A 14,922-nucleotide genomic window follows, 5' to 3' on the forward strand; every position below is an offset into this window, starting at 1 on the left:
ACCGTGATCACCTCGCATGTGCGAACATGCGTCACGCGGCCTTCACGGCCGCAACAACATGCAGTTCCGGCAGCGCTTGACCAGCACAGAGCCGGATCTGCTCACGGGGGAAGTGGTAGTGTTGTTGAGCAGACTTCAGCCTGCGCGCGACACGAATGTTGCGAATCTCGACTCTTCGTTGCATTCCGTGTTCCGTTGCATAGAGAAGCATTTCCGTCGCGAGGAACCTCGCGCCCATGCGCTGGCGTATCTCCAGCGACTTCTGAAGCATTCAGGCCGTCGGCCCCGGTACGCCGGCACGCCGGACGGATTCCAGCGGCTGCTGTCGACGGCCCGCTGGGACGAGGACGACGTACGCGACAGCGTCCGCGCGTTCGTCACCGGCAACCTCGGCCGCCGGCCGGGCGTACTGGCCCTCGCCGATCTCGGCTTCCCCAAGAAGGGGCGTTGTTCGGCGGGCGTGGAGCGGCAGTTGTGTCCCCCTCTCGACCGCGTGACCAACTGCCAGGTCGGTGTCTTCCTGTTGTACAGCGACGCCTCGGGGACCGCCGCCCCGATAGACCGCGAGTTGTACCTGCCTCCCACCTGGCAGGACGAACAGCGGCGGCGAGCGGCCGACATACCGCCTGACCTGGTACCACGCGAACGGGACGACATCGCGCGCGCTCTGGTCGAGCGGAGCCTGGACCCCGCCGTGCCGACCCGGGGGGTCGTCGCCCCCGCCCCGTACGGCGATGGGCCGCACCTGCGCCGGACGCTGGAGGAACGACGGGTTCCGTACCTTCTCGGACTGACCCCCGGCTCTCTTCCGCTGCTCGGCCCCGCGGTACCGGGTTTCGAGCGCCGTGTCGTGGTGAGCGGGGTGCCGAACTCACCGGGCGGCAGGGACATGTACGTGTGCTTCGCACCGGCCGGGTCCCTCCGGGCGACCGTCGACGAATTCGTCCGGCACCGGAACAGCGTCACCGCGGCACTTGGCTTCGCGTGCGCCCAGGCGGGCCTCGACCAATATGAAGTACGTAAATGGCGTGCCTGGTACCGCCATATGACACTGGCCATGGCCGCCCACGCCTGCCTGGTGGTCCATCAGCGCGCGCCACTGCCGGTCGCGGCCTAGCGCCAGGTCCCTTCCGTTCGTCGACTTCCGCATTTCTTTTGTTGTGTGATCCGGGGAATCCCTACCTTCGAGTTCGGGGCACGGCTCCGTGTTCCGACTCTTTCCTCGCTCCATGCAAATGAAAGGAATTGCCGTGACGAACGTGAACATCGCCGAAATCGCCGAGGACGACCAGGAGTTCTCCATCGAGGAGCTCAACGAGGTCAGCGGAGCCGGCACCGCCGGAACCCTCGGCACGGCGACCTGCCCGTCGACCGCCGGCACCTTCGGCAGCAACTGATGAGCCGGGGCGTCGGCTCCTCCGTCCCCCGGGAGCAGCCGACGCCCCACCCCACGCCCCACTCGCCACGAACCTCACGGGAAGCAACGCATGACCGGTCTGAAGCAAGCCGCATGGACGTACCTGAGCGACCCCCGGGCGCGGGCCGTCGACAACAGTGCGCTGTTCGGCAGGCTGGCGGCGGACGCACCGGTACTGCACTTCGGCCCGGTGTGGCTGGTCGCCGGATACGACGAGGTGACCCGGCTCGCCGGGGACCCGCGCTGCACCCTCGCGCTCCCGCCGACCTGGGACGAGCAGTGCGCACGGGTCAACCCCGCTTTCGGCGAGGTGTTCAAGAGCTTCATGACCGTCCAGCCCGACGAGTCCCACCGCCGGCTGCGCCGCCTGGTGGCCAGGGGATTCAGCGCGCGGACCATTCAGGCGCTGCGCCCCCGGGTCGAGCAGGTCGTGGACCGGCTCTTCGAGGAGCCGATCCGCCGAGGACACTGCGAATTCGTCGCGGAGATCGGCATCCCGCTGCCCGTCATGACCACCGCCGCCCTGCTCGGACTGCCGGAGGGGGACTGGCGTCACGTGCTGCGGTGGGCCCACTCCCTCACGGCCGACCTCAGCGAGATGACCGCCGCCTTCCAGGCGGCCGGGGACCAGGAGCTCGTCCCCTCGCGCGAGGAGCGCGAGCGGACCCTGCGTGAGGTCATGGACTACATCGAGGAACTCGTCCGGCGGCGCTCGGCGCAGCCCGGCGAGGACCTGGTGTCCCACCTGGCCCGGCAGAGCGGCGAGGACGGCCGGCTCAGCCACGACGAACTCGTCTCCATGGTGTTGCTGATCTTCATGACCGGCCTGGAGACGATGACCGCGGCACTGGCCAACACCCTGCTGTGCCTGGCGCGGAACCCGGACGCCTGGCAGCGGGTGGTCGCCGACCCGTCCCTCGCCGCGACCGCCTTCGCGGAAGGGATCCGCACCGTCACCCCGGTGCCCATGGGAAGCCGCGTGGCGCAGGCCGAGGTGGAACTGGGCCCGCACCTCATCCAGCCGGGCCAGACCGTGCTGCTGATGTGGGGCGCGGCCAACCAGGACCCCCGGCAGTTCTCCGAGCCGAGCCGCTACGACCTCGACCGCCCGGGCATCGGACAGCTCGCCTTCGGCCACGGACCGTACTTCTGCCTCGGGGCCGCGCTCTCCCAGCTTCAGGGCGAGAGCGTCGTACGCAAGCTCACCACGTGCAGTCCGCGCATCGCGCTCGCCGCCGACGAACTTCAGTGGCGGGACGACCTCGCCTTCCACAGCGTGCGGGAGCTTCCGCTGGACCTGGGCGGGAGCGCCGCACCGCGCCCCATACTCGCCGCGAGCGGCCGATGAGCACGGATCCGCACCGGCGCCCTCGCCGCCGACTGGTCCGGGTCCCTTTCCGTCAGCAGCTGGAGGAGGCGGACTGCGGGGCGGCCTGCCTGGCCATGGTGCTGGCCGCCCACGGCCGGCACGTGCCGCTGCCCGAACTCCGCCGGACCTGCGGGGTCAGCCGGGACGGCCTGACCGCGGCCGCCCTCGTACGGGGGGCGCGCCAGTACCGACTCCTCGGCCGGGGCCGCCGACTGACCCTGTCCGAGCACGGCGCCGCCGATGCCGTCAGCGCCCTGGACCTGCCCGCCGTGGCGTACATGCGCGGGGCGCACTTCGTCGTGCTGGAGGGAGCCACCCGCTCCGGCCGCATCGTGTTCAGCGACCCGGCCGCCGGCCGCACCGCGGTGTCGCCGCGCGATTTCGTCTCGTCGTTCGCGGGCGTGGTGCTGACCTTCACCCCGGCCGACGACTTCACCCGGTCGGGACGGCCCACCGGGCTGCGTCACGTGCTGCCGGTGTGGTTCCGGGGCAACCGGCTCCTCGTCCTGCTCGCCGCCGCCGCGGGACTGGTCTGCACCGTCCTGTCCGTCCTCGGTGTCTTTCGCGTCCGGGCCGCGCTGTCCGGCGCCGCCACGGCCGCTTCGGCACACACCGTGTGGCACGACGCCCTGGGTCTGCTGGCGCTCGCCGCGGGTGCCGGGCTGTTCGCGTGGATACGCCACCGCCTGCTGTCCCACGTGCTGTGGCGGATGTCCCTGCAGCGCTCCCGGGACTTCGTGGCCTCCATGCTGTCCCTGCCCGGCCTCTTCTTCCAGCGGCGGTTCACCGCCGGACTGGCGGTCCGCGCACAGCTCAGCGACGCCGTCGCCATGCAGCTCACCCGCGGGCTGCTCGCGGCGGCCCTGGACACGGCCGGCGCCTGCGCCTTCGGTGCGGTGATGGTCGGACTCTCCCCCGCGCTGGCCGCGACGGCCGTCGCCGGGTCGCTGGTCTCCTGGTGCCTGATGCGCTGGGCCGCCCGCAGGATCGCGCCGCTGGAACACCGCCTGATGGCGGAACGGCAGAGCCGCGACGGCATCACGCTCACGGCCCTGACCATGCTGGAGAACCTGAAGGCCGAGGGCACCTCCGGGCGTGCCTTCGGCGACTGGGCCTCCTCGCAGGCCCAGGGTGTGGATCTGCAGCACCGCGTCGACGCGCTCGCCGCCCGCTTCCGCGCGGCGGCCACCACCGTCGAGTCGCTCGCCCAACTGGCCATGGTCACCACCGGAGTCGCCTGGGTGGCCGACGGCCGCCTGGCCTTCACGGACTTCATGGCGCTGATCGCCGTAGTGGGCGCCTTCCTGGCGTCCGCCGGCGGCGTCACCCGGGCCGGTCTCGACCTGTCCCGGTTGCGCAGCTCCCTGGCACTGCTGGAGGACGTGCTCGGCGCCGAACCCGCGCGCCCCGAGGCACCGGCCGCGCAGACCGTTCCCGCCCCCGTGAGCCCGCAGGCGCAGACCGCGCAGACCGCGCAGACCGTCGCCGTCCCCGGCGTGAGCCCGCAGGCACCGGCTGTGCGGACCGCCCCGGCCCACCCGCCGTACCGGGCCGCGCCGGCCGGTGCTCTCGAGTTGCGGGACGTCACCTTCGGATACGACGTCAACCGGACCCCGCTCATCGAGGGGGCCAGCATGCGGATCGAGGCCGGTCGGCGCATCGCCGTCGTCGGCTCCACCGGAAGCGGCAAGTCCACGCTCGCCCGCCTGCTCATCGGCGCGCTCCGGCCGTGGAGCGGGCAGGTGCTCCTCGACGGCCGGGACATCGCGGGCCTCGACCGTGAGGAGCTGACCCGGTCCCTGGCCTACGTCAGCCAGCACCCCTGGCTGTTCGAGGGCAGCGTCACCGAGAACATCACCCTGGGCGATCCCCGGATCAGCCCGCAGGACGTCGACCGGGCCCTGCGCGAGGCGTGCCTGGACACCGTCGTCGCCCGCCGCGGCGGCCCCGACGCCGCACAGGTCCGGCAGGACGGCCGCAACTTCAGCGGAGGCGAGCGGCAGCGTCTCGTCCTGGCCCGAGCCCTGGCACGCCGCCCCGCGATCCTGGTCCTGGACGAGGCCACCAGCGCCATGGAGGCGCAGCTGGAGCAGGAGGTCGACGCGCGGCTGCGGCAGCGCGGCTCCACCGTCGTGGTGATCGCGCACCGGCTCAGCACCATCCGTGCGGCGGACCTGGTGCTCGTCATGGACGGCGGCCACGTCGCCCAGGTGGGCTCGCACGACGAGCTCGTCACCCTGTCCGGGCCCTACCGGCGACTGCTGCGGGAGGTGGCGGCCTGATGGCGTCCACGTCACGCCACCGCGCACCGCATCCGGGGCGGCCGGGCCGCCCGCGCAGCAGCCCGAGACACGCCAAGCCGTCGTGGGCACGGCGCTGGGCGGCCGGAACACGGCCCGTCCTGCGGAGCGTGCCCACCGTCCCCCCGTCCGCGCCGCCGGCCCCTCCGGCGGCGGCCTGGCCGGCGTACCGCGCTGCCCTGAGCCGCCTGGGCCGCCACTTCGGCGTTCCCGTCGACCTGCCGACGCACGCCCCCTCCCATCCCGACCCGGTGGCCGCGGCCGTCGGCCGGTACCTGCGGGTGCGGCGGGTGGCGGTGAGCGACCATCTGAGCCGCCGTCCGCGCCGTCCCCTGCTCGCCGCCGGCGTCGGCGACGGCATGCCCGTCGTCGTCCTGCCGAGCCGGTCCGGGTGGCGGACCGACACCGCAGCCCCGGCCGGCGACGGGGGCAGCACCTCCGTCGCCGCGCAGCTGGGGGAGCAGGGCTGGGCCTTCCATCTGCGGCTGCCGCACCGCACGCCGACCGGCCTGCGTCTGCTGGGCCTGCTGGGCCGCGGCAACCGCGGTGTGCTCGGACTGCTGCTGATCGCCGGAACGGTGACCGCGCTGCTCGGCTTCGCGGTGCCCGTCGGGGCGTTCTTCATGGTGAAGGCGGCCGCGCACCAGGACTCCTCGGCGATGTACACGACGGCTGCCGCGGTGGCCGGTGCCGTCCTCGCCTCCGCGGTCCTCCTGCTCGTCCGCGACAAAGCCTCCGCCACCCTGCAGAGCCGCGTGCAGGACACCGTCGAGACAGCGGTGTGGGACCGGTTGCTCAGCCTGGAAGTACCGTTCCTGCGGGGTCGGTCCACCGGACAGCTGGCGGCATGCGCCGGCGCGGTGAGCCGGCTGCGGAGCATGTTCGGGGCGGGCACCCTGGAGGCGCTGCTCGGCGCGCTGTTCACCTGCGCCGCCGTGTCGGCACTCGCCACCGCCGACCGGTGGCTGGGGCTGGCCGGGCTGGGCCTGTCCGCGGTGTTCGCCGGCACCCTCACCGCGCTGGCATGGCGGCAGCAGGTGCACGACCGCGAGGTCTTCGACGGCGTCGAGGGCGCCCAGTCCGTCCTGTACCCCGCGCTCGCCGGGATCGAGGAAGTGCAGCTGTACGGCGCCGAGGGATTCGTCCACCAGCGCTGGTGGCGGATGTTCGAAGGCCAGAAGCGGGCCGACGCCGCCGGGCTGCGTCCGGCGGCGGTGTCGGCCGCCGTGCTGAGCGCGGCCCAGCCGCTGACACTGGCGGTGCTGCTGCCGCTGGCCCTCAGCCACGGGACCGGATTCCCCGGCGCGGTCATGGTGGGTTTCGCCGCCATCCAGCTGACCTTGGCGCTCGGCCACATCCAGCACGTCCTGGAACAGCTCTTCGCGGCCGGCCCCGTCTACCAGCGGCTGAGGGCCGTTCTCGACGCCACCCCGGAGACGGCGCCCGACGCCCGGCTCCCGGACCGGCTCAGCGGTGAGCTCGCGCTGGAGAACGTCACCTTCGCCTACGACGACCACGCCCCCCAGCTCGACGGTGTGTCGCTCCACGTCTCCGCCGGCGAGTTCGTGGCCGTCGTCGGGCCGTCCGGGGCCGGCAAGACCTCCCTGCTGCGGCTGTGCCTGGGGCTGGAGAGCCCGCGGTCGGGGTGCGTCCGCTACGACGGACACGACCTCGCCGGCCTCGACCTCGACGCCCTGCGCGGCATGGTCGGCTACGTGCCGCAGGACACCCGGATCCTGCGGGGCAGCCTGCGGGACGTCGTCCTGGGCAGCGCCGCGACCGACGACGAGGACACCGCCTGGGCGGCCCTGGCCGCCGCGGGACTCGCCGACGACGTCCGCGCGCTGCCCCTCGGGCTCGACACCCGGCTGTCCGACGGGCAGACCGGCTTCTCCGGAGGCCAGCAACAACGTCTGCTGCTGGCCCGGGCGTTGGCGAAACAACCGCGCGTCCTGCTGCTGGACGAGGCCACGAGTGCGCTGGACAACGCGACCCAGCGGGATGTGAGCGCCCGCGTCGCCGCGCTGGACGTGACCCGGATCGTGGTGGCCCACCGGCTCAGCACGATCCGGCACGCCGACCGCATCGTCGTCCTCGAATCCGGCCGCATCGCCGAGACCGGCCGCTACGACGAACTGCTCGCCTCGGGCGGGGCCTTCGCCCGGCTCGTCGGAGGCCAGCTCGGCTCGCCTCCCGTCGCCGTCTGAGGCAGCGGGACGGCCCGCGCCCCGACGCGGCACCCACGACTTTCACCGAAACACTGCACGCAAGAGGAGAACCATGCGCACGGTCACCCGATTCAAGCGCTCCGTCCACGCCGAGGTGGTGCCCGGCGACGGCGTCTATCTCATCTCCGAACGGCCCGGTCAGACACGGCTGCACGGACCGCTCATGGAGCGCCTGGCGCCGCTGCTCACCGGCTCCCGCACCCACGCCGAGATCGTGGCGGACCTCGCCGACGCCTACCCCGCCGACCGCGTGGAACGGGCGCTGACGAAGCTCCGGGACGCCGGGCACGTCATCGAGGCGGACGCCGAGGAGGACCCGCGCGCGGCCGGCTTCTGGGACCTGGCCGGTCTCGACGGCGACGGCGCCCAGCGGCAGCTCCGCGCGAAGACCGTCGAGGTGCTGGGCCTCGGAGACGTACGCACCGACCTCTTCGCCGACAGCGTGCGCGACCTCGGGATGCGGGTCGTCACCGGGGACGCCGATCTGCGCGTCGTGCTGGCCGACGACTACCTGCACCCCGAGCTGGCGCGGATCAACCAGGAGGCGCTCGCCGACAAGCGGCCCTGGCTGCTGGTGAAGCCGACGGGAACCCTGCTGTGGATCGGTCCGCTCTTCGCCCCCGGGGACACGGGCTGCTGGCGGTGCATGAGCCACCGCCTGAGCGGCAACCGCATGGTGCTGTCCTACCTGAAGCAGAGCAACCGGCTCGACCGCCACCCCGTCACCTCCCTCACCGGTCTCGCCGCGACGGAGACCGTCGCGGCGCAGCTGGCCGCGCTCCAGACCGCCAAGTGGCTGACCGGCTTCTTCCAGCTGCCCGCCGCGCGGGGCCTGCCGTCCCACCCGGCGCCCGGCCACGGCGAGGTCTTCACCCTGGACACGCTCACCATGGAGACGCAGCGGCACCGCCTCGCTCACCGGCCCCAGTGCGCCGACTGCGGCGACCCGGGCATCATGGCCGAACGCCAGCTGCAGCCGGTGGTTCTGGAGAGCCGCCGCAAGCGGGTCACCTCCGACGGGGGGCACCGGGCCAAGGACCCCGACCAGTTCCTCGCCGCCCACGAGCACCTCGTCAGTCCGGTCACCGGCCCCGTCACCGGCCTGATCAAGATGACCTCGGGCTCCGACGAGCTGCACAGCTACACCGCGGGCCAGAACTTCGCCGTCAACATGTCCAGCGTCGCCGACCTGCGCGCCGGTCTGCGCAGCATGAGCGCCGGCAAGGGAATGAGCGACTCGCAGGCCAAGGCCAGCGCGCTCGCCGAGGCCATCGAGCGGTACAGCGGGCTGCACCAGGGCGACGAGGCCCGGATCACGGCGTCGTACGAGGAGCTGGGCTCCAGGGCGATCGCGCCGAACGACCTCCACCTCTACAGCGAGCGCCAGTTCGCCGAGCGCGCCGAGTGGAACAAGCGGGACTCCCACTTCCACCGGGTGTGCGACCCGTTCGACCCCACGGCCCGGATCGAGTGGACGCCCGTGTGGTCGCTGACCCGCCAGGAGCACCGCTACCTGCCCACGGGCACGCTGTTCTACGGCTACCCGTTCCGCCCCGGCCAGGTCTTCAGCTCCGCCGACTCCAACGGCAACGCGGCCGGCACCTGCCTGGAGGACGCGGCCCTCCAGGGCTTCATGGAACTCGTCGAACGGGACGCGGTGGCCATCTGGTGGTACAACCGGCTCCGCTTCCCCGGCATCGACCTCGACAGCTTCGGCGAGCCCTACTTCACCCGCTGGCAGCAGCGCTACCGCGAGCACCACCGCGAGACCTGGGTGCTCGACATCACCAGCGACCTCGGCATCCCCACCGCGGTGGCCGTCTCGCGGCGGACCGACAAGCCCGTCGAGGACATCCTGATCTCCTTCGGCTCCCACTTCGACATGAAGATCGCGATCTCGCGGGCGCTCACCGAGATGAACCAGTTCCTGCCGGCCGTCCTGCCGATCAAGTCGGACGGCACCGGCGCCTACGCCTTCCCCGACCCCGACCAGCACCGCTGGTGGCGCACGGCCACCGTCGAGAACCAGCCCTACCTGGTTCCGGCCGCCGTCGCCCTGCGCACCGCCGCCGACTACCACGACCCGAGCGGAACCGACCTGCGCGAGGACCTGCTGCTGGCGCAGCGCACCGTCGAGGCGCACGGCATGGAGATGCACGTCCTCGACCAGACCCGGCCCGACATCGGTCTGCCGGTGGTGAAGGTCGTCGTGCCCGGCATGCGGCACTTCTGGCCGCGGTACGGGGCGGGCCGCCTCTACGACGTCCCGGTCCGCACCGGCATGCTCGCCGCCCCGACCCCCGAGTCCGACCTCAATCCGATCGGAATGTTCCTGTGACCCCCACCGAGCCGGTGCAGCCGCCCGCCGCGCACTCCGCCCTCGACGCCCTCACCGACGTCTCGCTGAACTTCCGCGACGGCGTGACCGTCCAGGCCACGTCCGACACCCTGACGATCACCAGCCCCTACGGCGGTTTCACGGTCCGGGGCGCCGCCCCAAGGACCACCGCTGCGCTTCAGCGGCTGACCGGCGCTCCGGTCCCCCTGGCCGAACTGCTGGGCGACCAGCCGCCGGGGACGGACACCGCCCTCGAACGGCTGGTGGTCCGCTTCGCGCACCTGCTCAGCCGCACCCTCACGGACGGGGAGCGCCCGCTGGCGCGGATCGAGGCCCTCACCCGCACCACCTCCTACACCCCGAGCGCGCTCCGAGACGACGCCACCGTCCGCCAGTCGCCCTTCGCCCTGCTGCGCACGCGCGCCGGTGAACTGGTCATGGAATCGCCCCTCACCGCACACCGGGTGGTCCTCACCGACCCCGCGGCGCGAGCTCTGGTGACGGAGCTGAGCCGACCGGTGGCGCCCCGGGAGCTCACCGGTCACGGACTGTCCGCCGAGGCGGTCCACACGCTCCTCGCCCACCTCGCCGGAGCCGGCTTCGTCGACGTCGGCCACTGGGACGGACGTGAGGCCCGCTTCGCCGCCGACGAGGACGACGTGCTGCGGCAGTGGGACTTCCACGATCTGCTCTTCCACTCCCGAAGCCGCCTCGGCCGCCACGACGAGCCGTTCGGCGGGATCTTCCCCTACGTGGGGCAGATCCCGCCGCAGCCCGCTGTCAAGCCCGTCCCGGCCGGCCCCGCGATCGAGCTGCCCCGCCCCTCCTGGGACGACGTGGTCGCCGCCGACCCGACCTTCAGCGTGGCGCTGGAGGGCAGGCGCTCCGTGCGGCAGTACGGCGCGGCGCCCATGACGCTCACCCAGCTCGGCGAGTTCCTGTACCGCACGGCGCGGGTCCGCTCGGCCCAGGACCCGCTGCCGGAACAGGGCATGCCGTACGAGGCGACGTCCCGCCCGTACCCGTGCGGCGGTTCTTCCTACGAACTCGAGCTGTACCTGACCGTGCGGCGGTGCGAGGGCCTGGCCGAGGGCGTGTACTACTACGACCCCGCCGGCCACCGCCTCGTCCTCATCAACGACGACGCCGAGGACCGGCAGGCACTGCTGTACATGGCCTCGCTGGCCGCCGCCCGGGTGACCGTCCCCGACGTGCTGATCACCATGTGCTCACGCTTCCAGCGCCTGTCCTGGAAGTACCGGGGCATCGCCTACGCCGTCTCGCTCAAGCACGCCGGCGCGCTCTACCAGACCATGTACCTGGTCGCCACCGCCATGGGGCTGGCGCCGTGCGGGCTGGGCAGCGGGGACGCCGACCTGTCGGGCCGGGTCCTGGGGCTGGACTACCTGCGCGAGTCCGCGGTCGGGGAGTTCATGCTCGGGAGCCTGCCGGAGGACGCCGCCGCGCCGCGGGAGAGCGACGCGACCCGGACACCGGTCAACGACCACGCGTGGGCGGCCGCCGCGTGGGCGGGCCTGCGCGGCCCCCAGCCGTCATGAACGGCCGCTGCAGCAACCCTCCCGCACGAGAACCGGCATCATGACCCACCCACACATTCCCGACCTCGGCACGCTGCCGCCCGGCCGCGCCGCCACCGCCGTCGCACCGGTGGCGGGGGTGCGCGCGGCCGGGCTGCCGGTGTCCGTCCTGCGCGACGTCGCCACCGGTCGGCTCACCGCTGCCGTCGCACACGCGTGTGACCGGCGCGAGGCCGCCGACGCACTGGCGCCGCAACTCGGCGACGACCTGTACCGCCTCGTCCCGAAGCTCGGTGACCGTGCCGTACGGCGGGCCGCGGTCCGGTTGCGCCGGGACATCCACAACACGCGGCGTACGCCGAAGACACAGGCGCACGCGGACGCGTTGACTCCGCACCTGGACGAGACGGTGCGCGAGCGCCTCGCGCGCTGGCTCCGGGCCATGGCCGAAGCCGACGCGGCCCTCGCCACCGCACGGCGGGCCACCGAGCCGGAGCTGCGCCGGGCCGGTGACGCCCTGCTGGGCCACCTCCGTGCCCCGCAGACGGCGCTCGGCCTGGCGCTGGCGAGCCCGGACTTCACCGAGGAGCTGCTGCTCGACCGCGACACCGCCGCCCCGCCCGAGTCGCGGCGCATGCGCAGCGCGGCGGCCTACCTGGCCCGGATCGCGGTCAAACCGAGCCCGTTCAGCACGCTCACCACGCTCGGTACGGCCCGGTTCGACGGACCTGCGGGCCCCGCGGCGGACGGTGCGGGACGCGAAGCACGCGCGCTGAGCTCGTCCAGGGGCGTGGCGGTGTCGCTGCTCCGCTCCTTCGTCGCCGCCGGGCCGCCCGGCGCCGCGGTCCCGGTCGTGGCCAACACCGGCCTGCACACCGGCGACGACGGCACGCGGTGCACCCTCGTGTCGTACGCCGCTTCCCCCGCGGGCTTCTTCTTCCGTCAGGACGAGGTCGTGCCCTGCGACCGCTACCGGCCCGTTCTCGACGCGGCGGGCACCGAACCCCGCACCCTGGACGACGTGCTGCGGCGCGCACCGGGCGGCGACGCGGCGGCGCTGCGGCGCATGACGGAGACCGGACTTCTCCAGCCGCTCGTTCCCTGGTCGTCGGCGGCCGGGCTGCACTTCGGCGCGCTGGCCACGGCGGTCGACGGACCGGACGGCGACGGACCGGCGGCCGGCGGGGAGGGAGCCGTCCGGGCCGTCCGCGAGCTGGCCGCGCTGGAGACGACCGTGGAGACGACCCGCGACCCGCTCCGGCGGGCGCGGGCGGTGGTCCGTACCCGGCAGGCCGCGCACGAGGCGTTCACCGCGCTCGGCCGTCCCGCCCCGTCCTGGCTGGCCACGGCGCCGCTGTATCACGAGGCCGTGGCCGGACAGCCGCAGCGGACCCGGCAGTTGCCGTCCCACCTCGCCGACGACCTCGCCGAGGCGGCTCGTTGGATCGCCCCGGCGGTCTCGCTCTCCCCGCTCTACCGGCGGCTCGTGGACGGCTTCGTACGACGCCACGGCCACGGCGCGGGCGGCGTGGACCTGCTGGACTTCCTCTACGCCTTCCACGTCGCGACGGACGGCTTTCCCGCGCCGCGCGGCGCGGCTGCCGCCGCCGGGGAGGGCGACCGGGTCGTCGGCCATGGCACGGTGGCGCGGCCCAGTCACGCGGTGTTCTTCCAGGTCGCGGCGGCGGACGAGGCTGCGGTCGCCGCGGGCGACTACGAGATCGCCGTGAACCTGGTGCAGGACGGCGGCGCGGGCCTGCTCGGCCGTTGGGCATGCGTCCCCGAGCTGCACGACGCGACGGCCCTCCCCCTCCGGGACTGGGTGCAGTCGCTGCATCCCGGGTGCCGGGTCCACCAGGTGTCCGCCTACCCGGACTGGGCGGAGCTGCAGCGGATGCCGATGCGCTCGCTGCCCCGGCTGCGGGCCCCCGGCGATCTGCCGGACAGCGACGGCGACACGGTCGACCTGACCGGCTGGACCCTGGCCCACGATCCGGAGACCGGGACCCTCCAGGCACGCGACGGCGACGGCCACCCGGCGGCCGTGACGTACATGGGCGTCGTCCCGGTCCATCTGCTGGCCGGACCGCTGAAGCTGCTGTGCCTGCTCTCCGATCCCTGGCAGACCACGGCACGCGTCGACCGGGAGTTCCGCCCGTACGACAGGATGCGGCCCGTCGAGACCCTCACCTACCGGCCCCGGATCCAACACGGGCGGCTGGTGTGGGCCCGTGCCCGCTGGAGCGTCCCGCCCGCCGAGGTCCCCAGGCCGGACCCCGGCGCCCCGACCGTCGACTTCCTCACCGACGTCGAACGGTGGCGCCGGCGCAACGGAATTCCGCGGGAGGCCTTCATCGCCCAGGCCGTCCGGGACCGGCGGGGAATCACCAAGTCGAAACCGCAGTGGATCCAGTTCGACAGCCCGCATCTCGTCTGGTCCGCGCTGCGCCGGATACACCCGGACGCGGTGGCCGTCGATTTCGTCGAGGCGTTTCCCGGGAGCGGACAGCAGCCGTGGCACGACGCCCAGGGGAGGCCGGTCGTCACGGAATTCATGGGGCTGGTGCGGCATGGCTGAGCGCGACGCGTACACCGAGCCGACGGAAGACTGGCTCTACTACCGGCTCTACGTACGGGAACCGGAAGACCTGGAGCGTCTTCTCAGGGACCACATGAGGCCCTTGCTCCAGCGGCTGTCATCGGCCGTCACGGACGCGCGATGGTTCTTCCTGAATTACGCGGACGGCTTCGGTCCCCATGTCCGGCTGCGCGTCCGCGCCTTCACGGAGGAGCTCACGCTCGCCGAGCAGGTCATCGACGCAGCGCTTCCGTCGATTCCCCTGGTCCGGGACGCGCAGAAGGCCGTATACACGCCCGAGACGTGGAAATTCGGCACCGGGGCCGCGATGGCGGCGGCGGAGGAGGTGTTCTGGCGTGGCAGCGAAGCCGCGCTGTTGTGTGCCGAGAGCCATGCCGGAAATCTGCGCATCGTGCACGGGGCGGCCCACACCCGTGTCATGGCGGGACTGCTGCCCCGCCCGCTGCGCCTCGCCTTCCTGCACCACTACGCCTGGTACTGGAGCGGAGGACACCTGGGCATGGCCCAGCCGTCGTCATGGCGGCGGGACGCGGTACCCGACGCCCAGCGGACGGCCAAGGCGGAGGCGATGCTCGCCCGTGTCACGGCCACCCTCCGCACCACGGCGGGCCGGGCACTCACCGGCTACGCGGAGCAGGCGTCCACGCTGCTGACGTCTGCGCGCCCCCGACCGCTCGTCCTCTTCCACCATGTCCACCTCACCAACAACCGGCTCGGGCTGACCGGAGGCGAGGAGGCCCAGATCGCCCGGCTGCTCTGGCTGGCGGAGCACCGCCGGCGCATCGCGTGACGACCCGGCCCCGGCACGGTCTACTCCGTGCCGGGGCCTTCGGCCTCGCGCGCGACGACGGCGCACACAAAGGCGCGAAAAGTACACGCAATGATGAGCGCAATGATGAGCGCAGACAGGAACGGGGGCGGGAACCGAATTGGTTCCCGCCCCCGCCCGGCTGTTACGCCGGCTGTTTTACCAGCAGGCCGCCGTACCGATGCTGGCCGGGCAGGACGCGGTACCGGCGGTACCGGCGCAACCCGCGCCGCTCACCTCGTCCATCTCCTCGATGGAGATGTCCTCTTCGATGATGTGCTCGTTGTCCATGGAGAATCCCTCCGTTATGTGAAACCGGTTTACG

10 protein-coding genes are annotated in these 14,922 nt (G+C 72.9%); 9 read left to right on the top strand and 1 reads right to left on the bottom strand.

The window, feature by feature from the left end; translation table 11 throughout:
• Positions 1-187: 187 nt before the first annotated feature.
• From ACIHEJ_RS37080 to ACIHEJ_RS37120, 9 genes are all read left to right on the top strand, one after another.
• Positions 188-1,117, top strand: a complete 930-nt coding sequence (locus tag ACIHEJ_RS37080; protein WP_400142147.1) for an IS701 family transposase — start codon at positions 188-190, stop codon at positions 1,115-1,117.
• A gap of 133 nt (positions 1,118-1,250) precedes the next feature.
• Positions 1,251-1,397, top strand: coding sequence for a thiocillin family RiPP (locus ACIHEJ_RS37085; RefSeq protein WP_400142149.1), 147 nt, complete (start codon positions 1,251-1,253; stop codon positions 1,395-1,397).
• A gap of 90 nt (positions 1,398-1,487) precedes the next feature.
• A complete protein-coding gene (locus tag ACIHEJ_RS37090) occupies positions 1,488-2,765 on the top strand; it encodes a cytochrome P450 (RefSeq protein ID WP_400142151.1) in 1,278 nt (425 codons plus the stop codon).
• Positions 2,762-5,068, top strand: a complete 2,307-nt coding sequence (locus ACIHEJ_RS37095; RefSeq protein ID WP_400142153.1) for an ATP-binding cassette domain-containing protein — start codon at positions 2,762-2,764, stop codon at positions 5,066-5,068. The genes ACIHEJ_RS37090 and ACIHEJ_RS37095 overlap by 4 nt, the downstream gene beginning before the upstream one ends.
• A 128-nt stretch (positions 5,069-5,196) precedes the next feature.
• Positions 5,197-7,293 carry an ATP-binding cassette domain-containing protein gene (locus ACIHEJ_RS37100; RefSeq protein ID WP_400142155.1) on the top strand — a complete coding sequence of 699 codons (2,097 nt, stop codon included), beginning with the start codon at positions 5,197-5,199 and terminating at the stop codon, positions 7,291-7,293.
• 73 nt (positions 7,294-7,366) lie between these two features.
• Positions 7,367-9,652 (top strand): TOMM precursor leader peptide-binding protein, encoded by a 2,286-nt coding sequence (locus ACIHEJ_RS37105; protein WP_400142157.1) that lies wholly within the window; start codon positions 7,367-7,369, stop codon positions 9,650-9,652.
• Entirely contained in the window at positions 9,649-11,211 is a 1,563-nt protein-coding gene (locus ACIHEJ_RS37110) for a SagB family peptide dehydrogenase (protein WP_400142159.1), read from the top strand. The genes ACIHEJ_RS37105 and ACIHEJ_RS37110 overlap by 4 nt, the downstream gene beginning before the upstream one ends.
• Before the next feature lie 40 nt (positions 11,212-11,251).
• Complete coding sequence (locus ACIHEJ_RS37115) at positions 11,252-13,768, top strand: lantibiotic dehydratase (RefSeq protein ID WP_400142161.1); 2,517 nt, start codon at positions 11,252-11,254, stop codon at positions 13,766-13,768.
• On the top strand, positions 13,761-14,579 hold the full coding sequence (locus tag ACIHEJ_RS37120) for a thiopeptide-type bacteriocin biosynthesis protein (RefSeq protein ID WP_400142163.1): 819 nt from the start codon (positions 13,761-13,763) through the stop codon (positions 14,577-14,579). Before ACIHEJ_RS37115 ends, ACIHEJ_RS37120 begins: the two co-directional genes overlap by 8 nt.
• A 177-nt stretch (positions 14,580-14,756) precedes the next feature.
• Here the strand turns inward: ACIHEJ_RS37120 and ACIHEJ_RS37125 are convergent, their stop codons facing one another.
• Entirely contained in the window at positions 14,757-14,888 is a 132-nt protein-coding gene (locus ACIHEJ_RS37125; protein WP_400142165.1) for a thiocillin family RiPP, read from the bottom strand.
• Positions 14,889-14,922: the final 34 nt, after the last annotated feature.

Source organism: Streptomyces sp. NPDC052301 (genome assembly GCF_044593395.1).
In the GTDB taxonomy this organism is placed as follows: Bacteria; Actinomycetota; Actinomycetes; order Streptomycetales; family Streptomycetaceae; genus Streptomyces.

What these genes read in the sequence shown, in the direction of transcription:
- ACIHEJ_RS37090 (WP_400142151.1), top strand. Translation starts at nt 1,488, where the DNA reads ATGACCGGTCTGAAGCAAGCCGCATGGACGTACCTGAGCGACCCCCGG.
- ACIHEJ_RS37095 (WP_400142153.1), top strand. Translation starts at nt 2,762, where the DNA reads ATGAGCACGGATCCGCACCGGCGCCCTCGCCGCCGACTGGTCCGGGTC.
- ACIHEJ_RS37105 (WP_400142157.1), top strand. Translation starts at nt 7,367, where the DNA reads ATGCGCACGGTCACCCGATTCAAGCGCTCCGTCCACGCCGAGGTGGTG.
- ACIHEJ_RS37115 (WP_400142161.1), top strand. Translation starts at nt 11,252, where the DNA reads ATGACCCACCCACACATTCCCGACCTCGGCACGCTGCCGCCCGGCCGC.
- ACIHEJ_RS37120 (WP_400142163.1), top strand. Translation starts at nt 13,761, where the DNA reads ATGGCTGAGCGCGACGCGTACACCGAGCCGACGGAAGACTGGCTCTAC.
- ACIHEJ_RS37125 (WP_400142165.1), bottom strand. Translation starts at nt 14,888, where the DNA reads ATGGACAACGAGCACATCATCGAAGAGGACATCTCCATCGAGGAGATG.